Origin of the sequence: Streptomyces sp. NBC_00386, from assembly GCF_036063235.1 — a bacterium.
Classification (GTDB): domain Bacteria; phylum Actinomycetota; class Actinomycetes; order Streptomycetales; family Streptomycetaceae; genus Streptomyces.
On sequence record NZ_CP107950.1, the window covers coordinates 9,744,481 to 9,763,893 of the forward strand.

Here is a 19,413-nt window from a genome sequence, read left to right on the forward strand (position 1 = left end):
GCCTAATAGGCGCTGTGGGTTGGCCGTTGAGCCAGTCCTGGCAGGGGCTGGGTGCGACGTCTGGTCTGTATGCAGCGCCTGGAGCGCTTCGACAAGAGGGACGCAGACCCAGCCTCTGCCGATTCGAATTCGGTCGGCGTACCGTGCCGTGGTTCGAGCCGTTCCCAGGGCCACCTCCCGATCAGCCGGAGCCGTGGAGCTCTCCACAAGAGCGAGGCCCCTGGGCTCAGCTGGGGCCACGGACGGCTGATGGGGTGGTGCGCCGGCGAGCGCTTCTATTAGGTGGCCGGGTGGTCCCGTCTCGGCTCGAAGCCGAGGGACAGCGAAGGCTCGAGAGGAGCGCACGTTGCACGTGACCTGCGGAATCGACTGGGCGGAGGACCACCACGACGTGGCGGTGGTCGACTCCGACGCCCGACTGCTCGGCAAGCTCAGGATCAGTGACGACACGGCCGGCTTCCAGGACCTGCTGCAGTTGCTCGCCGAGCACGGCGACAGCCCGGACGATCCGATCCCGATCGCGATCGAGACCTCCCGCGGACTCCTGGTGGCCTGCCTGCGGGCTTCCGGCCGCCGGGTCTACGCCATCAATCCGATGGCTGTGGCCCGCTATCGCGACCGCCATGTCGTCTCCCGCAAAAAGTCCGACCACCACGACGCCCTGGTCCTGGCGAACATCCTGCGGACCGACGCCGAGCAGCATCGGGCGCTGCCGAACGACTCCGATCTGGCCAGGGCGATTGCCGTTCTGGCTCGAGCTCAGCAGGACGCGGTCTGGGACCGCACGCGAGCCCACAATCGGCTCCGATCTCATCTCCGTGAGTACTACCCGGCGATCCTTGAGGCGTTTGCGGACAAACGCGAGCGTCTGCTTGCCCGAGAGGCCCGCGCGATCCTGGCGGTTGCGCCGACTCCGGCGGAGGCTGCCCGCCTCACCCGCAGCCGACTGAGAGCCGCCGTCACAAGGGCCGGCCGCCAGCGTCGGATCGATACCGAGACCGACCGACTCCTCGGAGTGCTCCGCGAGACACGGCTTCGCCAACCGGCTCTGGTGGAAACGGCGATGGGGCGTCAGACACTCGCACTGCTCGCCCAGCTCGACGCGGCATGCCGGGCCTGCGAGGACCTCGCTCGTGACACCGAGGAACTCTTTCTTCAGCATCCCGACGCGGAGATCATCACAAGTTTCCCCGGCCTTTCCGTGCTCACTGGCGCCCGGATGCTCGCTGAGATAGGTGACGACCGCACCAGGTTCGCGACGGGCCGGGACCTCAAGGCTTATGCCGGAAGCGCTCCGGTGACCCGTGAATCCGGCAAAAGCAGACGCGTCAGCCATCGGCGGATCAAGAACAGCCGCCTGGCAGCGACCGGACGGCACTGGGCGTTCGCCGCCCTCACCGCCTCACCCGGGGCCCATGCCCACTACAACCGCCGAAGAGACACCGGTGATCGCTACCACGCAGCCCTCCGACGCCTGTTCAACCGCATGCTCGGCCAACTGCATCACTGCTTGACGACCCGCCAGAAGTTCGACGAAACGATCGCCTTCACCGTCATCTCACGGACACCGCCAGCAGCTGCTGCTTGACCCGATAGCTGCATGGGGTGTCTTGTCCGCATCGATCGCGCCCTGCACAGGCACATGGACCAGCTGGACCCTCTGACCCGGCACCAGCACCGTCGCCGGAATCTGCTCCGGCTTGAGCCCGATCGGCACCAACTGCTCGCCTGCCTTGACGAGGCTGTCCTTGGTCACCTGCGACGGGGCCAGCAGCGAGCCAGGCCGCAGCTCTACGGCAGCCCGCTTGCCCACCACCTGATCCAGGTCACTGACGCGTACCGCCTTCACCGCCGGATCCAGGGCGATCGACGCCTTGCCCAGATCCTGCTCGGTGAGAACCTGACCGACCTGCACGTCACGAACCACCGTGACAACCTCAGTTCGGTGCCCGACCTGAAGCAGCAAGACCGCCACACCAGCACCGCCAGCCGCAATGAGCGCCAGCGACAGAGCGATCACACCCGGACGGCGCCGGCGCGCCGACACCCGGGGCGGGCTCACGGGGACAGCCGCTCCAATTTGCTGTGGCAGTCCACGGTCGGCCATCGCTGTTGATTCCTTCGTCTTGCTCAACGTCGTACTCCTTTCGGTGGCCCTACCTGACGACCTGGACTTCGCCGACCGCCACCTGCACGTTGGTTTGCCGGACCTCGGTGAGCTGGCCAGCTTGTTCGCCGCCCTGCCAATTGATCGTCCACGTCGAGGTTGCGGTCACCGGGAACTTGCCGCTCTGGCCACCGGCCGAGGTCTTGGAGTACACGTGTCCGCAGGTAGGGGACTGGGCCATGCCTGAGGATGCCGTGTACGGCGTGCCGGGGTCATTGCAGCTCACGGAGGCGCCGTCGCCCATCGACCATACGATCTTCGAAACCTTCGCGGTCGCGGTGACGGTGACCCCGCCCGCCGAAGCAGATGCGGTGTTCGGCCCGTACGTCGTGGCGCTCTGGTTGACCCACATCCACATCGGGACGCCCACCGTGTACTCCCCAGCTGCGCGCGGGCTGGCGATGTCAGGACCGAGAAGCGTCATGGCATCCACCGCACGCTGGGCCAGGTCCTGTGGGTCCAGCTGCGGCACAGGATTCTGACCCGTCGATACGACGACGAAGCTGGCTGGGTTGGTCTGTCCGCCGTCCGTGCACTCCATCAGGTACAGGTCGTTCTTCTCCGGGTCTTTGCCCTTCCATGCCGGGTGGTTGGCCGGAGGTTTCGGTTTGACCTTGGTGTACTTGCACTGCATCTTGTTGTTGCCGTCGCCTTGTGAGCCCCCTGCTTGACCGCCACGGCCGTCGGTTTCGTCACTGACGCCGACGCTGACGCAGAACTCGGTGATGTGGCAGTCGCCCGTCCCAACATGGGGATCATCACTTGCGTGGGCGATGCCCACTGAAGTCAGAATGAGAGTGCCGGTGAGTGCAGCGAGATGACGGGCTAACAGGCCTGATCTTGAGCGGTTAACTTCGTGACCATCCACTTCGTCCCCCACTTTTCAAGCTTTGCGGTACTGACGTATTTGATGAGCCGCGTTGTTGGCAGCGGGACCTTCTTCTTCGAAACCTTGTCGATCAGAGTCCAGTTCGTAGTGTCGACGCAGTCTGTGACCGTGGCCGTAGGGATCTTGGCCTCGGTCACTTGGGCGACTCTGGGATGGAGCGCAGGCTTCCCGGTGGTCACCTGTCCGGCCTTGCGCATGGCCGAGAGGTTGTTCTCGATGTCGGCCAAGGCTTCGAAGGTGGTGTTCTCCTTCAGGGTGGTGCCTGCAGAAGAAGCCTTGCTGTAAGCCTCGGTGTGTGCGTTCCAGGAACTGGCGTACGCCGCGAGGACGGCAGCGTCTGTGGCGTCGACAGGGGAACTGGGGGACGGCGAGGCAGTCCTCGAGGTGGAGTTGGGCTTGGATGACGGGTCCGAGCCGCTGCCGCTACATCCGGCCAGCGCTAGTAGGCAACCGGTGAGAATCACTGTAGTTGCGCGTTTCCGGGCGCGGGACGCGGCGATGTTGGGCTCCGATGAAGATCGTTGCGTAGCTGTCACGTTGTCTCCCTGTGCGACGCGGTGCGGTTGATCTTTGCCCCTGAGCCTCCGACATGCGGCAGCCCAGAATCGCGGCCTGGTCCAGCCGCGGTAATGCTGAGTGATCGCAAGGTTACGCATATGTCAGTCAACTACCCACCATAGTTAGCGAGTTCATACGCGTAACTCGGGACGTATTCGGTCACTTCCGAAACTGAAAGTCGATTTGTAGTTGTGTGTTTTTGCTCGGAAACTTTGATCGTCCAGCTTCCTTTAGGCAACGGGTGGTCTGGCCTGGTGGCGCTCTTGCGGAAGGGGGCGCGGTCGTCGCGGGGATCGTGTCGGCGTTGAACGTGACGGGCCGACTCTGAGTCGGTTCGAGCCGCCCGGGTTCGAAGTCCTCGATCTCTTCGGCGGTGCCGACGCTCCCGATGTGCGAGATGAGCCGCATCCCGGTAGGCCTGTCACTCCAGATGTCTACCTTCATGGTTGCGAATGGAGTCGGCGGCCTGCTTCATCTGGTATCCCCCAGGCTCAGTGTGTGCAAGGCGGTTGGGATCACATGCCGCGCTGTACGGATGTAAATTACTGGTTCGCGGAAGCAAATGGCAAGAGGGTTGTGGGTAGTTGCAAGGCTGCGATACTCGTTCGCGGCAGAGCGGCGAGTCACAGCTGGGTCCATGACTGACCTCCGCCGCCGATCAGCGGTACCCAGACATCGCCGCTGGGACCCTGGAGTTCGATGTCATCCAGGACTGCTGCGGCGAGCGGTACCTGCCCGGCCAGCGTGCCCACGAGGGGGTGTTGCGCGACCATGGCCTGTAGGTCACTGATCCGGTTCCGCAGGGTCGGCTGGGTGGCGCCGGTGAGGACGAACAGGACGCGAGGGAACAGCGGGTACCAGCGCAGCCAGCCCGGGCCGGTAGCCCTTCGGCGGCCCGTCGTCGGGGGCTCGTAGGACCACAGGCGCGCGTACTCGATCAGCTTCGCTGCGAGACGTTCGCTGCTCATGGTGGTGCGGTCGACCTCGATGAAGGCCCGCAGTTTGCGGCGGTGTTCGCCGCTGGTGACGGTGTAGTGCATGACGGCGTCGGCGACGACGCGTTCTCCGTCGCCGATCGCGTGGGAGACCTCGGGGGTCCAGTCGAGGTGACCGTGTTCGTCACCGTGGCGGCGGGCATCGGCGACGAATGCCAGGTGGGTGCGGAGCACGGTGAGCGTGTGCGGGGTCTTGAGCGACACGGCGGAGCCGGAGGTGATCGGATACGGCGGGCGGCCGCGTAGCGCGGGCCAGTCCCGGGTCAGTCGTGCGGCCTTCGGGGTGAGGTACCAGACGCGGCTGCGATAGGCCTGGGGCAGGACAGCGAAGTCGACCATGCGTTCGCGGCGCAGGGCGTTGAGCTGTTGGGAGACCGACTGGCGGGTGCGGTCGGGGCGTAGCAGGACGTGCAGTTGGTGGGTGGTGGCCAGGCGGTGCTGGGCGAGGGTGGCCAGCAGTTGGTGGGCGAGGGGTTCGACGGGGCTGGGTGTGAACCCGGCCGTGGCTGTGGTGTCGCGTGGGGGGTGGGCGGTGGTCATTCGTATCCCTTCGACAGACGGACTCGGCGTGCACCGGGGGTGTGTTCGGCGAGGAATGCGGCGACGCGCGCCAGTTGGCCGGTGGCGTGTTCGGTCAGTTCGGACAGGGGGCGGACGTCGGCGTTCGTGAGGGCGGCGCGCTCCAGATCGGGGACCTGCTGGGGGCGGGCTTGAGCGGCGAAAATGGTGTCGAGGTGCGGGCCGCGGATTTTCACCGGGCCGATGCGGCGGCCGTGCACGTTCATGGACACGTAGTGCGTGAAGCGCTCCATGGTGGCGACCCGTTCAGGGCTGGGGTCATTGCCCCACTCGGCGGTGACCGGAACGATCGCGGACGTTGACCCGGCGGTGGTGGCCAACGTGGACGCGTTTTGCATCAGCGAGAGCCGCACCGGCGCCGGCAGGCGGGCCAGCAACTGGGTCATGCCGTGGACGTGTACGCGGTATTTGCGGAAGTCTTCGAACATGGCGGCGATGGTCTCCGGCGCCGACCCGGTCAGCGTGATCAGCTCGTCGAAGTACGGGCGAAACGGCACCCGTTGCTCCTCGGGCAGGTCGCGGCGCGAGCGCACCGCCCGCAGCAGATCACGTGCCAGCAGCGCCGTGAGCAGGCGGTCGGTGGGCCCGCTGCCACCCGGGCACACCCACACAATCGTTTGGGAGTCCATCGCCGTGCGGATGTCATAGACGCCGACCGGCTGGCCCAGGAACGCGCGGGTGACGGGGTTGGTGGCCAGACGGACCATGGGGTTGAGGACGACTGCGTACGCATCGGGCGGCAGGGTCGGGGACACGGTCCGCCACCAGGAGCGGGTCTCCTCGTCGATGCCGTCTTCTGCGACGGCGAGCGCGGCCGACCGAAACGAGGGATCGGTGAGCAGCGGCCTTATGTGAAAGAGCGTGGCCTGATCCTGTGGCCGTCCGGCTCGGCAGGCGGCGGCATTGACTGCGACCAAGACGGCCAAAGCGGCGGTCAGGATGGTGATCGCGCGCGGGGCGGTCGCGTCGTCCCAGCCGAGCGCGGAGGCGTAGGCGTCGGTGATCGCCTCGACGACTTCGTGCGGCGCCCGGCCGTGCTGCATGCTGATGGGATTCCATGAGCTCACCCGTGGGGAGGGACCGAGCCCGTTGAGGTCGACCAGCATGATGCGGTCCATCAGCGACTCGTGGGCCAGGAATGTCATGGCGCGAGGCCAGGAGTCGCGGTGTGGGTCGATGAACATCAGCCCGCCGCCGGCGTGGGCCCAGCCGATCGCCTGTGCCAGGGCCCGCTCGGTCTTTCCACCTCCGGCTTTCCCGACCCCCACTTCGAAGAACGTCTCGTCCGCGTAGGTGGCCACCAGACGCTCTCGCCCATATGGAGGGAGGTAGGTGCCCTGCAGCAGAAACTGTGGGTCCCCGAAAGCGAACGAGGGCAGATCCGCGGCGAGTAGCGGCAGCCTGCAATGCATGGTCGGGGGCTTGAGCAGACCGGTCAGCTCCTCCATCCGCACCCAGTTCGGGCGCGGCGGCTGACAGTGCCCCAGCCGCCAACGGCGCTCGAAACCGGACCGGTTCAGCCAGTGGTCGGCGCCGCCCACCCGCCACGGACCCACCTGCCGGCCGCGCATCGCCCACCGCGAGCGGCCCCCGAACACATCCAGCGCGGCACGTACCTGCGCGAGCTGCGCCTGAGCGCGACCCTCCTGGTCCGCCTGGCACACCACCAGCATTTGCACCCGGACCAGTTGGTCTTCGGCAAGCTTGCCCAGGGCCTTGATCGCGTCCACCCGACGCGGCGCCGGCGCAACGAACAACCGCCGCGACGAGCCAGCCCCCGCTGTCGCCTTCTCGGTGAGCTGCTCCTGAAGATGCGCGAGCACCGAATCCGCACCGTGACGCAGCCAGCGGGCGGATCGCTGCGCTTCGCTGCGGGCGGCCTGGTGCGCTCCGGCGAGCAGTTGACGACGCCGTAGACGCAAAGTCCACCGGGAAGCCTGCTGGATGTCGAGCCGCATCTCGGCGAGGTCACCAAGCTCCGCCTTCAGGTCGGACACCGCATCGACGAGCGGCTGCAACGGGTCCGGCTCCAGCGGCACCTCCCGCAGCGGCGCCACCGGATTTCCCCGCAACACGAACTCCGCACGCACCGTGTGCTTGCGCGGCGAGTCGGCGATCGGCTCGGCCTGGGTGACCGTGACATCCGGCCCGAACGGACTGATGGACAGCAGCCGTTCACTGCGGGCCGGGCCCTCGATGCGGTAACGCAGCGGGGCCGTACCGTCCGCGCGCAACCGGATCTGCACTGTTCTTGCCCGGCGGGGCGCCCACCACGGCAGCGCGGCCGATGCGCGCGCAAGCTGCAGTCCATGGCGGAAGATCTCCTCCATGCTCGGCTCGAAGTGCCTGCTGGCCACCAGTTCCAGCGCCATGCGCTGCGACGATGCCCGCGCCGCATACCAGCGCACCACCACCTCCCCGACCGTCGCCGTGATGGCTGCGGCCGCCGCAAGGAGGTACCAGTGAGCGCCCAGCCAACTGGCTGCGGCAAGCAATGCGGTGAGCAGGCCGACGACAGGGCCGGCTGCTGCGCCGGTCAGTGTCGCGGCTGTGGATTCCACGTGGGAACTCCCTTCTTCGAGATCGTGCGGATGAAATGCAAGTCGGTGATGCGGCCGTCGGTGAACGTGCCGCCCCGGTCGGTGCCCGCCCACACCAGATGCACCACCGCCAGGCCGGCCGCGTTGTCGCGCCGGGCGATGACCGCCTGGACACGAAAACCGACAGCAGCGAACGCGGGCGCAAGCGCCTGGTTCGGGTCGTCGAAAACGCGCGGCCACCGGGAACGGCCGATGCCAGTGGCGTCCGCCCGCAGCAGTAACCGCCCGAAGACGAGTAACTCCCGTTCGTCGGCAACAGGAAGGTCGGCAGGCCAGGCTGCCTCCAGCGACCGCTGGATAGCCCGGTCGCCCGCCGCGCCCTCGCCATGCGGCGCCAGCGCGGAGGGGAGGCCTGACGGAACAGCCGGTGTCACGGATGCCGTCGACGGAGTCTGGGGCATGGCCGGCTGGCTGGAGGGGGGAGCCACAGCCGACGACCGCTGCGTGGCTGCGCGCGCGGCAGACGACGTCACCGGGGCCGGCGGCAACGGCTCCTGACCGTGGGGTACGCCCAGCAGCGCGACGCCGACGACGGCGAGGACGACGGTGCTCAGCACCAGCAGACACGGAGAGCGCGGGGCAGTGGTCACAGCAGTCGCGCTCCCCCCGCATAGCCCGACATGGCGTTCACGGAGTCCAGCCGTACGACGGTCCCAGGACGGGCGGCGTTGATCATTTGGCCGCTGCCGGTGTACATGCCGACGTGATAGATCGTGGAATCACGTCCCGGGGCGTAGGCATAGAAGACGAGGTCACCCGGCTTGAGGGCGCCGGTGCCGAGGCCAGCGGGTATCCGCCGGCCGACGCCGGCTTGCGCGGCTGCTGTCCGAGGCAGGCCGATGCCGACCTTGGCGTACGCGTACAAGGTCAGCCCCGAGCAGTCGAATCCCTTGATGCCGGCGCCGCTCTTTCCGCTGGGCGAGCAGCAGATCCCCGTCGACCGACCCTGGGCGTTGCCGCCGCCCCACGAATAGGGGGCGCCCCGCTGGGAGAGCGCCGCCTCGATGACGGTGCGGACTCGTCCCGAGACGTTCTTCAGAGCGGGGTCCTTGGCGGCCTGCGTGTACTGGTCGATCCAGCCCAGCACGTTCGCCACGTACGCGTCCGAGTGGTTGTACTGCAAGATCGCGACCTTCAACTGCGACCGCCGGGTCAGGTCACGGCCACCTCCACACAGGTAGACCGCGGCGCCGAGAGCGGCGTCATCAGCATTGTGCGGGTCAGCGACCTTGTCCCCATTGGCGTCCTTGCCGATCACCTCCCAGGTGGAGGGCAGGAACTGAAACGCACCAACCGCGCGCTCCCCGTTCGCCGTGCCGTCCCATTTGCCACCATCGGTGTCTGGGAGAACGGTGGTGTTCCCTCCGGCGCCGGAGCCGTTGAGGAGCACCCCGTAGATCTTCGGACGGATGTCGCCGTCGTTTGCGACACTCCTGCCAACTGCATGATTGGACTCGACCTTGGCGATCCCGGCCAGGACCGGCCAGACCATGCCCCGGCACCTCGGCACGTACGTCCCGACCTGCCGGACCGCCTTCTTGTAGGCGATCAGCATCCGGGCAGGGATGTCCGCGACGCTGCCACCCTCGGCAATCCCACCGTCGTCCTGCAAACCCGTCTTCAGCGCGACGTACGCGCCAATCGCGTTCCCTACCGGCGCGGCACAGCACACGGCAGCGAACATCAACAGCGCCACCATGCATCCCCACCGCCTCACGCGGCGCCTGGGCGGCCTCACGCATCCTCACCGTTCTCGTTCTGCCACCGATCCCGCACCTGGCGCAGTCGATCGGCGTCGGCCGCGGTGCGCCGCAACAACTCCCGCATCCGGGCCCGCGCCTCATCGCGTGCACTACTGCGCGCGTCCGGGGCCCCGGGAAGAAGGGGCCGGCCGAGATCTCCCGCCGGTGTGGGCCTGTTGCGGCGGGGGAGCGGTGCCGGGGAGGCAGTGGTTGCCGAACCGCCTGTGCGCGCGGCCGGAGGTGGCGGAGCAGAAGAGGGACGGCCCGAAGAACGACTGGAGGGCGCAGGCGGCGCCGAAGTGGGCGGGCGAGCGGTAGCCGCTGGGGCGGCGGCAACCGGCAGACGGCGGCTGACGAAGGGACCAGGACCCCCGCTGTCACTGTTCTCCCGCACGACACGCGCCACATGACGCCCCGACTCTGCCCAGGCCAGACCGTCCTCACGGACGGTGTTCCCCCACACCTGCACCTGCTGGCGGGCGTCCTGGGAATAGCGCGATCCCCCCGACCGCGCCCGACGAACGTTGGCCGGCAGACCAACCGTCGCCCCGTACGCGGCCCGACCGCCCCGGTTGAGGATGCGGTACCCGCGAAAGCGCACCAGCCGGTTGTGAGCCCGCGTCGACAGCAGCGTGCGGTCGCTGTTCTGGTCGTGCAGAATCTGGCCGGTGGTGCGGTCGATGACCTGCCCCTGCTTGTTGCGATACCGGTCGGGCGACCCTGCAGGCCGACGCGGCCCCGAACCGCCTGAACCACCGTTCCCGCCATCCGACGGTCCGCCCACGCCCGGGTCGCCGTCCGCGGTGGGCTTGCGCCACTTGGCCAACTGCTCCCGGTCAGGGCGCCGACCGATCAACAACCAGTACCCGCCCTGCACCCCGAGCCGCGCACCCAGCCCGCCCACAGCAGCCGCCGCAGTGAGCGGCGCCAGCCCACGCCGGGCCTCGGCACTCGCATCGGCCAGCATCCCTCCCGTGTCGGCAGGCATGCCCGCCCCGTCGGTAAGGGAAGTGAGGGCGCCCATCAGGCGCTGGCGAGTGCCCAGCATCCCGAACCGGCCGCCCCCACCGCCGGTAAACGCCCGCAAACCCCCGCCGCAACCACCCAGCGCGGCAGGAGAGTTCATAGCGAGCGCTGCACCGAGTTCGCTGGTGTCGCCGGGCAGGTGGGTGCCGCCGACCTTGGCGTAGCGCATCCGCATCGCCATACGCCGCCCAAAAGACGTGATACCCGTCAGCAGGCGGCGGTGCCCAGCAGCACCGGCAATGGCGAGCACGTCGATCAACAGAATGCGCTCCACCACCAGGTCGGGCCCGTTGGTGATGGTGGCATCCACGGCGATACCAAAGAACGGCACAAACGCGCACACGCCGACCAGGGCGAGGACCGCGATCCCCCACAGCGACAGCCACTTCCACACGCTCTGGCGCGCCGGCCCGGGCAGCATGCCCGCGATGAAGGTGATAGCGCCTGCCGCGGCGGCGGCCACGCAGATGCCCTGGGTGCCCAGCAGCACAATGGCAGACGACAGCAGCATGCCGCAGATGAACAAAGCGGCGATCAGCAGCAAGGCGGCGCCACCCACCCGCCACCAGGTGGGCTTGTCGGCGTAGGCGGCGCACGACTTGCCCACCGGACCAGCCTTCTTCATATCGGCGAGGAACGCGGCAAACGCCCGGTCCTCGTCGGTGACGAGCGCGTTGGACGCATTCAGAAGCTCACCTCCCGGGGTGAACTCGGGCAGATCATCGCTTGCCTCACCCATTCGTTTGTCGACGCCGCGCTCGCAGTACTTCTTGGCCGGGCCGTGGACCTTGCTGCAGGCGTCCTTCGCCTTGTCCGAAGGCGGTCCCGCGCTGGGCATGTATCCGCCGGTGACCCACTTCAGATGGACGGCGTACGCCTTACGGTCAGCAGTCTTGGCCGGGTCGAGGATGCGCCCGTACTGGAGCAGCATGTACGGCTTGACGATCAACGCGTTCGTGATCGAATCCTGGATGGGACGGGCCACCTCGGTAGCGGAGACCGGGCCCTCGCCCTCACGCTCCAGGCATTTGAGCTCAGCGTTGCCAGCCAGGCCATCGCACGGCCCCAGGCTGGCAAGCTTGCCGCCCCAGTCGTAGGACGCGACGCTTTGCCGGGCGACCTCGGCAGCCACCTGCTCGCCTTGACCCAGCGGGCCGTCCTGAGCAAGCAGGTAGTCGGGGCGCACGAACGCGGATGCCGCGAACGCCGCGATCAACAAGGTCAGGAAGATTTCACCCAGGCCGCGACCCACCTTGCCACGCACGATCATGAAGGCGGCGAACACAAACGCCCACGCCAGCAGCAGCCCCTTCAGCCCGAGCTCATCGACGACCACATGGCCGTAGGTATCGGCGACCTTCTGCGCCGGATGGATCAGGATCTTCAGCAGCGGGAAACGAAACGCCAGCTCGATCGCCCACCCCGCCAGCCCGACCAGCAGCCGGATCAGGGTGAACAGACCAGATAACGCGAAGACCAGAGCCTGCGACTTGAACGCGAAGATGGAACCACCGGAAGCGTTCAGCTCATACCCGTTGATCGGCACCCCCTCGGAGGAGGTGATGTTCAACGGGGACAGCAGGTCTCCGCTCTCGCTGGTGCTGCCGGCCGCGTACACGACCTGGCTGTTGACCACGACGAACACAGCGGTGAGCAACAAAACGAAGCCGGACGAGCGCAGCATGCCGCGGTCTAGACGGAACATCTCAAGCCCGTCCCTGCCGCATAGGGGTGCGGCGTCGCCAGATCACGAGCGCCCCAACCGCCGCCGCAGCAGGCAGGAGCCTCCACGCGGCGGCGTCACCATCGGCCTGGGCAGATCGGGCGCTGGTGGAATGGCGGCCGTGCTCGCAGTACGCCTTGGCCGGACCGATTATTCGATCGCAAACATCTGCCGGCGTATGGGCGGCGTTGGTGGCGAATGCCTGGTCCGTGCGCGGCCACCAGGCCTCCGGCAGACTCACCCCGAGCGCCAACACGAGCACGCCGACGGCGACAGCAATCGCCGTGACAGCGCTCGCTGCTGCAGCCAGGCGCCGGGAGCGGCTGGGTGCGAAAGAGGTCATCGCACGTCCTTCGAACGGTCGCCCAGTGCGGCGCCAGCAACCGGTACGGACACGGGCGCGGTGGTGCGGCGTCCTGGGGTCGTGGTGATGGCGGAAGAGATCCGCTCGATGCGAGGGATGACGACCTTGACGCGGCCGGTGTTCTGCCGCGGACACGCGATGAGGAACTCGCCTTCGCGACCCCGTTGCCCGATGGGGGACAAGCCGGTAGTCACCAGCTGCAACAGTTCGCCGTCGTTCGGATCGAGCCCGACGAACTCCAGGCCACGGCGGGCACGGTCACGGTCGGCGGTGCGAGCAAGCGCCCGATAGGCCATCAATCCGCGGTCGGGTCCGAGCTCGACGGCGTCGTGCGAGCCCGCCAGGAGCCCTGCGCCGTGTTTACGGCCGTCGTGGAGGATCTCGTGGACCAAGGCTGTGCCCTCGGTCGAGGAGGTCAGCCAGTACAACTCGTCCAAGACCACGGCGGTGAACCGTTCCGGATCCTCGAACGCGGTTTGCCGGGCGATCGCCGCGATCAGGTAGAGCACCGCGCGGCCGATCAATGCTTCCAGCGGCTGCTGGCGCAGGACCTCGGGCCTGTCGAACGCGGCCGTGGGCGGAAGCGTCAGCCCGGTCGTGGTGATGACGATCATGTCGGTGGTGCTGGAGGCGTCCAGCCGTACCGGCGCCAGCGTCGGGTCGAACACCATCCTCGCCAGGGAGTTGGTGGCGACGACGCGGATGAGGCCAGCGAGGGTGGAGGCCGCGTCCTTCCGCTGACCCGCCTCGTTTGTGGTCATCTCCTCGAGGACCTCAAGGACGCGGTGCATCGACGGGCTGTTACTAGCGGCGGCCTGTGCGACGGCGTGGTGGAGGACCTCTCCGCTGGTGCTCATCGGGCCGATGCCGAGCTGCAAAGTGAGGTAGGACAAGGCGTAGTGACGGGCTTCGGGCCCGTCGAACATGCGCAGCGGGTCGATGGACACCTCGGCCTGGGCGGCGTCGATGATCTGGACGCGGTCTGCGGCTGCGGTGCGGGCGAAGGCGGCCCACTCGCGGACCGGAGTGCGGTCGATGCAGATGGCGCAGCCGCCACGCGCCCAGACTGCCTCCGCGATCAGCTTCTGCAGCACGCTCTTGCCCGCACCGAGATCCCCGACGATGCCCATGGAAGCCGATGCATCGACCTTGGGCGCGTCTGCCACGTTGATCATCACGGGGCGAGTCGTGCCGCTGTCGAGGTCGATGCCAAGGAACATGCCGTTCGGGTCGCCGACCTCCGAAACGGTGAAGGCGCCGTTCAGCGCCCAGTCCTCGCTGACCTGGTGCTGGGTGAACTCCCGCACCATGCCCGGCCGCACATTTCCGGGCAGGCCCAGGGTGAACAGGAACTCCTGCAGACCGGCCGGGCGCACCGCACGATAGTCGGTGCCGCCGAGCAGCGCGGCCAGGGCGCGGGCCCGGGCGTCGCAGACGGCAGCGGTCGGCCCCCACACCGTCAGCACGCTCACCGACTGCACCTCGACCTCCACGCTGGTGCGCGACAGACGGGCGTCCAGCTCGCCCAGATCGCGGGCGGCCTCGGTGAGCGAGGCGGGCATGCCGGTCGGCCGGGCGTCGTACTGGTCGGCCTGGTCGATCAATTCGTTCTTCTTGCGCCGTACCTGAGCGCGTGCCTTCTCCGCAGGCACGAGGGTGAGGTCCACCGTGTAGTCGACGGGGAAGTCCAGGCTCTCCAGCTGGGCGAACAGATCCGCGGCATCCTGGCTCACCGTGGGCGGGCACTCGGCCAGCACCAGGTGCGCCTGGTAGCCGATTCCGGCGTCGGACTCGACCTGCAGCCAGCGCCGCCCCAGCGGCGAGCTCGTGTTCAGCCGCCACCAGGCTTTGCGGCCCAACCTGGTGATCCGACCCGCGCTCTTGAGCTCCTGAACGTCGTCCAGAGCGGGGTCGAGGCCGCCTTCCTGCAGGCGGACCTGGCCGAGGCCAACGTAGCTGGGGGAGCGCAGCACACCGTCACGGATCTGCCCGCCGTACAGGCCAGAGATCTCTGCCTCAGCAAGAAGAGGCTCCGCGAGACCGCGGTGCAGGGCGTGCTGGACCATCCACACGATCTCCGCCGGGCGGGCCGGACGGAAGACGACACCGCCGGCGAGCCCGGCCTCCACCCGGGACGCCTGCTCACGGCAGGCGCTCACCTCACGCCGCGACACGGGCACCGGCCGGACGCCCAGCAGGGGCGCGATCTCGGCCCACGCCGCGCCGAGCCACGCCGGCACCCGCACACCCGCGGTCTGGGTCTGCAGGGGCACGGCCAGCCACAGGGTACGGCGGTGCATCTCCTGGCCGTCCAGCAGCTCCAAGGTGGCCTCGACGTTCTCCACCCACGGGTGCTGGCCCGCACGGGACGCCTGCTCGGCTGGCTCGATGCCCTCGATCATCCGCAGGGCGATCTCCCCCGGGTCGACCTGGGCACACAGACCGAACAGCCGCGCCCCGGGCAGTGACCGCACCAAGTGAGTGATCTTCGCCAGCTGTTCGTCCCGGACAGCTGCGGGCACATAGGTGCCCTGGATGGCCTCCTCGCGCTGCCCCTGGGCGTCCGGACCCGGATGCAGGCGGTAGAGGGCCCACACGCTGCCCTGCGTCGACCACACCAGGTGCCCGGCGATATGACGGATCGGAACCCTCACCGCACACCCCCTGCCTGCTGGGCGAGCGCGACCAACTGCTGCACACCCGACACCGGCCCTGTCAGTACGGCGGGAGCGGCCGGTTGCCTGCGGTGGCGCGCGAACGAGCGACCAGCGGTCGGTTGGGGAAGCGGTGCCCGAAGGACACTGCGCCGAGCCGCCGGGGCCGTCACAGCGAGGTCCGGCACAGGCGCACCCTCGATGGTGAATGCCCCGAGCAGCGGCCGCGGCGCGCGATCGCGGGCCGCCCGCCCGCCGATCCGCCCTCCCTGCGGCTGCCAGCCGAGCAGCACCCAGCCCACAGCAATCTGCACCGGCGCCCGGCCGGCAATCTTCGGCCGGCGTACCAACCAGATCGTCAGCACCCACCCGATGATGGGGACCGGCCCCATCCACGACCACCAACTGATGGTCTTCGCCAGGAGGAAGCCACCGCTGACAGCGACCGTGATCTGCGCAGGGGTGTAGGGACCGAGCGGGATCTTCCAGTCGGCGACCTTGCCCAAGACCCAGGGATGACGGCGGGCGGAAGTGTAGAAGCGGCTCACCCGTGTCGCAGCCGCGGTCACAGCCAGCCTCCGATGCCCGGCATGTGGCCGTGGGATGAGGGGAGTTCGGACTGGACGATGCCGGAGACGGCGGGTGCGCTCTTGGCCGGGTTCTTCACCTCGTCCTCGAACATGTTCGCGAGGTCGTTGCGCGCGTTGTACAGCCCGAGCGCGATGATCATCAACAGCAAGGCGCCGATCCCGGCCTTGAGACTGAACCTCTGGATCATGATCACGACGACGAGAACGATCAGACCAGCCTGCAACCCCTTGGTCGCCCACTCCCTGAACATGTTGATCCACGAGTCGCCGAGGTCGTTGAGCTGGCCAGCGAGCAGCAGGGTGTGCACCGTGGTCACCGGGCACCCCCACCCTGGGCGGTCCCGGACTCAAGCGCGGCAACGTCCCAACGGCCCGAGCGGGCCTGGAGTGTGAGCTCGTACGCCAGCGGCCACCGACCCGCGGCATCCCGGGCTTCCACCTGAGCGAGAACGCGCACCTTCGTACCGTCGGCCGGCACCTCCTCGTCGGCCGCAGCCTCCTCGGCGCCCGACACATTCTGAACGGTGACCGCGGTGTACGGAGCGGGGGAGATGGGCGACAGCCGCACCCCAGGCGCGAGATAGCGGTCCACCTCTCCAGCCCCGGTCAGATATGCGCCCAAGAACTCGCCGATGGCTGAGGCCAGATCACCCTCGGACGGCACACTCACCCGATACGGCGACCGGCTCACCACCGCGCGCGCCGGACCGGCCACGACACCGAGGGCGCCGGTCACGGCGAACGAGTCGCCGCTCGCGTCGGCGGTCACAGGGACGACGAAGTAGCGCAACTGTCCACCCGGGTACTGCGCAGCCACCGTCACCGCCCACGCACCGACACCACGCTGCACACTGCGCACCGCAGTCACCGATGCCGGCTCCGCTTGCGCACCGGCGATGCGGTCCGGCAGGTCGACGCCAGGCGCGAGGGACTGCGCAAGCCGCGCCTGCGCACTGCTCGCGTTGTCGGCGCTGCTGCGCAGCCAGGCGTCGACGAACAGCTGCGCATAGCCCGCAGGGTCGGCCCCGGTGGCTGCAGTGCGCACAGAGACCGAGGCCGTCTTATCCGACGGTGCAGCGGCAACGGTGGCCTGCCTGGACATAACTGCGACACCCAGGGCAACGGGCCCGGCCGTGATCGCAGTGAACAGGACCAGGCGTGACACACGCACGCGGCGCCTCATCTTCTCCAGCTCTACGCCTGCGACCCGTGAAGGGGAACTGCCGCGCCGTAGTGCCTGCTTGCCAGGAGACATAGTCAAACCCCCAGGTCAGATCACGTACTTGCTGACCTCGAGAAAACCCGCAGACCCCGACCCAACCCCCGACCAAGCGGCCCCGACCACGGACACGATGGGGACACAAAACCCATGGTCGGCCTCCTGGTCAGGCCGACCACAGACCCGACCAAGGGCACCCGGTAGGAAGCGCTGGCTCCAGGAACGGTCTAAACGCTCGCCCCCGGGACGCAGATGGAGGGGCTGCCCGGCACGCCGGGTGCGCGCCGCCTCCAGAAAGAAGCCGGGACGGTCCTGCTTCGTACCGCCGGGTTGAATGCGCAGATGAAGACCGAGGGCTTCTCAACGTGGGTAGCGGCCTGGGTACACCAACTGCGCAGGACCTGGTGCTCGCCTCTACACAACCCGGGATTCCGCATTGCTGCCGAGCACTTGGGGATGTCAGTGGTTGGCCCAACCACGAGTCCTACCACGGCAGTTCAGCGCGCCGGCTGCTGGAGTGTTACCGGCAGTAGGGGCACCCCCTCATAGACTTGGTGATGGATGTAGATCTGCAAACGAGACTGCACAAGGGGGCGTTTTGGCTGATTTGCCGAGATCGGTGAAAGTCAATGGAAACACTCTGCCGGGCCGGTAGCGTCGCAGGTCAGGCAGTCTGCTCCCCGCACCCGCGGGGATGGTCCCAAGATCGTCTAGGGAGGCGACGGCATGAACAACTGCTCCCCGCACCCGCGGGGATGGTCCCTGTATTGCGCGTTCGACGGCTCCGTCTGGGGTCTGCTCCCCGCACCCGCGGGGATGGTCCCCAAGTTGCCAGGGGGGACCGGTTCCGCCGTTTCTGCTCCCCGCACCCGCGGGGATGGTCCCTTCGGGACTGCCACGCCCACGGTGTGGGGCGTCTGCTCCCCGCACCCGCGGGGATGGTCCCACCGGATCCACGGTCACGGACGCCACCGGTACCTGCTCCCCGCACCCGCGGGGATGGTCCCGGACGATCCCCTGCTCTGGGTCCCGCCGGGCTCTGCTCCCCGCACCCGCGGGGATGGTCCACAGCCGGTCGTTCCAGTCCTCCAGACGGAACTCTGCTCCCCGCACCCGCGGGGATGGTCCCGAGGTCGGCAAGAAGGTCGGTGCTGTTGCCGACTGCTCCCCGCACCCGCGGGGATGGTCCCCACTTGAGTGCGGACTCCGCAGGGCTGGGCACCTGCTCCCCGCACCCGCGGGGATGGTCCCACGGGATCGCCCCGGAGAAGGAGGCGAAGATCCTGCTCCCCGCACCCGCGGGGATGGTCCCCGGGCAGCTCCTCCGACACCGAACGCGCCAAACTGCTCCCCGCACCCGCGGGGATGGTCCCCTGAATTGGACCCTCACGTGGGACGAAGTCATCTGCTTCCCGCACCCGCGGGGATGGTCCCCTCCCCCCGCAGCTCACTGACCTCAGCGATCACTGCTCCCCGCACCCGCGGGGATGGTCCCAAGTACGTCAAGAGCGTCAACGACCAGGGCGCCTGCTCCCCGCACCCGCGGGGATGGTCCCGCCTCGCGCGGGCGCGGCAGAAGGACACGCCCCTGCTCCCCGCACCCGCGGGGATGGTCCCTGCCCGGCCAGCAGGCCGGCCTCCGTCGTCGTCTGCTCCCCGCACCCGCGGGGATGGTCCCCTGCCCGGCCCGCTGGCTGGGACGGGGGAGGTCTGCTCCCCGCACCCGCGGGGATGGTCCCCGGGCGGACGTAGCGGACGTTGGTGTGGAGCTCTGCTCCCCGCACCCGCGGGGATGGTCCCGGGCATGAGCCGAAGTCCGCCCCGCAGTCCGGCTGCTCCCCGCACCCGCGGGGATGGTCCCCTGCCCGGCCCGCTGGCTGGGACGGGGGAGGTCTGCTCCCCGCACCCGCGGGGATGGTCCCGGCCTCACGATCAGCTTGGACAGTCCGAGGATCTGCTCCCCGCACCCGCGGGGATGGTCCCACGTGGAGGTTCTGGGGCCGACGGGGTCCGGCCTGCTCCCCGCACCCGCGGGGATGGTCCCGTCGAACGCGATCACGCGATCCGCCTGGGCGTCTGCTCCCCGCACCCGCGGGGATGGTCCCGGCTCCGCGTGGACGACCCGCGGCGGGATCATCTGCTCCCCGCACCCGCGGGGATGGTCCCGTCACCCTCGACCAACTGCGCGGCATGGAAGGCTGCTCCCCGCACCCGCGGGGATGGTCCCAGCTCGACGGCTGCGCCTCGTTCTACCGCCACCTGCTCCCCGCACCCGCGGGGATGGTCCCAAGTTCGCCGGCTGGAAGG

At 68.5% G+C, this 19,413-nt stretch carries 13 protein-coding genes and 1 CRISPR repeat array (1 of these 14 only partly in view); of the genes, 1 reads left to right on the plus strand and 12 read right to left on the minus strand.

From position 1 onward, the window contains the following. The first annotated feature begins 346 nt into the window (after positions 1-346). The gene (locus OG780_RS42700; protein WP_328444927.1) at positions 347-1,588 is read left to right on the plus strand and encodes an IS110 family transposase; all 1,242 of its coding nucleotides are present in this window, start codon (positions 347-349) and stop codon (positions 1,586-1,588) included. On the opposite strand, the gene OG780_RS42705 is transcribed toward OG780_RS42700, so the two are convergent. The 12 genes from OG780_RS42705 to OG780_RS42760 form a co-directional block, all read right to left on the minus strand. After that, the gene (locus OG780_RS42705; RefSeq protein WP_328457576.1) at positions 1,559-2,134 is read right to left on the minus strand and encodes an SAF domain-containing protein; all 576 of its coding nucleotides are present in this window, start codon (positions 2,132-2,134) and stop codon (positions 1,559-1,561) included. The two genes, OG780_RS42700 and OG780_RS42705, sit on opposite strands and share 30 nt — an antisense overlap. A gap of 22 nt (positions 2,135-2,156) precedes the next feature. Next, positions 2,157-2,948 carry an ATP/GTP-binding protein gene (locus tag OG780_RS42710; protein ID WP_328457577.1) on the minus strand — a complete coding sequence of 264 codons (792 nt, stop codon included), beginning with the start codon at positions 2,946-2,948 and terminating at the stop codon, positions 2,157-2,159. Positions 2,949-2,992: 44 nt separating this feature from the next. Then, on the minus strand, positions 2,993-3,592 hold the full coding sequence (locus tag OG780_RS42715) for a hypothetical protein (protein ID WP_328457579.1): 600 nt from the start codon (positions 3,590-3,592) through the stop codon (positions 2,993-2,995). Positions 3,593-4,237: 645 nt separating this feature from the next. Then, complete coding sequence (locus tag OG780_RS42720) at positions 4,238-5,149, minus strand: replication-relaxation family protein (RefSeq protein WP_328457581.1); 912 nt, start codon at positions 5,147-5,149, stop codon at positions 4,238-4,240. Beyond that, entirely contained in the window at positions 5,146-7,749 is a 2,604-nt protein-coding gene (locus tag OG780_RS42725; protein ID WP_328457583.1) for an ATP/GTP-binding protein, read from the minus strand. Before OG780_RS42725 ends, OG780_RS42720 begins: the two co-directional genes overlap by 4 nt. Continuing rightward, positions 7,725-8,345 carry a hypothetical protein gene (locus OG780_RS42730; RefSeq protein WP_328457585.1) on the minus strand — a complete coding sequence of 207 codons (621 nt, stop codon included), beginning with the start codon at positions 8,343-8,345 and terminating at the stop codon, positions 7,725-7,727. The genes OG780_RS42725 and OG780_RS42730 overlap by 25 nt, the downstream gene beginning before the upstream one ends. Positions 8,346-8,374: 29 nt before the next feature. Next, positions 8,375-9,487: a C40 family peptidase gene (locus OG780_RS42735; RefSeq protein WP_328457587.1), complete on the minus strand. Its 1,113-nt coding sequence runs from the start codon at positions 9,485-9,487 to the stop codon at positions 8,375-8,377. 35 nt (positions 9,488-9,522) lie between these two features. Continuing rightward, positions 9,523-12,261 (minus strand): hypothetical protein, encoded by a 2,739-nt coding sequence (locus OG780_RS42740; protein ID WP_328457589.1) that lies wholly within the window; start codon positions 12,259-12,261, stop codon positions 9,523-9,525. Between the two features lie 357 nt (positions 12,262-12,618). Beyond that, the gene (locus OG780_RS42745; RefSeq protein WP_328457591.1) at positions 12,619-15,297 is read right to left on the minus strand and encodes an ATP-binding protein; all 2,679 of its coding nucleotides are present in this window, start codon (positions 15,295-15,297) and stop codon (positions 12,619-12,621) included. Beyond that, positions 15,294-15,866, minus strand: coding sequence for a hypothetical protein (locus OG780_RS42750; RefSeq protein ID WP_328457593.1), 573 nt, complete (start codon positions 15,864-15,866; stop codon positions 15,294-15,296). The genes OG780_RS42745 and OG780_RS42750 overlap by 4 nt, the downstream gene beginning before the upstream one ends. After that, positions 15,863-16,204 carry a hypothetical protein gene (locus OG780_RS42755; protein WP_328457595.1) on the minus strand — a complete coding sequence of 114 codons (342 nt, stop codon included), beginning with the start codon at positions 16,202-16,204 and terminating at the stop codon, positions 15,863-15,865. Before OG780_RS42755 ends, OG780_RS42750 begins: the two co-directional genes overlap by 4 nt. Further along, a complete protein-coding gene (locus OG780_RS42760; protein WP_328457597.1) occupies positions 16,201-17,142 on the minus strand; it encodes a conjugal transfer protein in 942 nt (313 codons plus the stop codon). Before OG780_RS42760 ends, OG780_RS42755 begins: the two co-directional genes overlap by 4 nt. Before the next feature lie 637 nt (positions 17,143-17,779). Further along, positions 17,780-19,413: a CRISPR direct-repeat array (repeat unit 29 nt; unit sequence CTGCTCCCCGCACCCGCGGGGATGGTCCC) (it continues 651 nt past the right edge of the window).

Bases quoted from the DNA above. Each gene is read 5' to 3' on its own strand.
- OG780_RS42735 (WP_328457587.1), bottom strand. From the start codon at position 9,487: ATGGTGGCGCTGTTGATGTTCGCTGCCGTGTGCTGTGCCGCGCCGGTA.
- OG780_RS42760 (WP_328457597.1), bottom strand. From the start codon at position 17,142: ATGTCTCCTGGCAAGCAGGCACTACGGCGCGGCAGTTCCCCTTCACGG.
- OG780_RS42720 (WP_328457581.1), bottom strand. From the start codon at position 5,149: ATGACCACCGCCCACCCCCCACGCGACACCACAGCCACGGCCGGGTTC.
- OG780_RS42740 (WP_328457589.1), bottom strand. From the start codon at position 12,261: ATGTTCCGTCTAGACCGCGGCATGCTGCGCTCGTCCGGCTTCGTTTTG.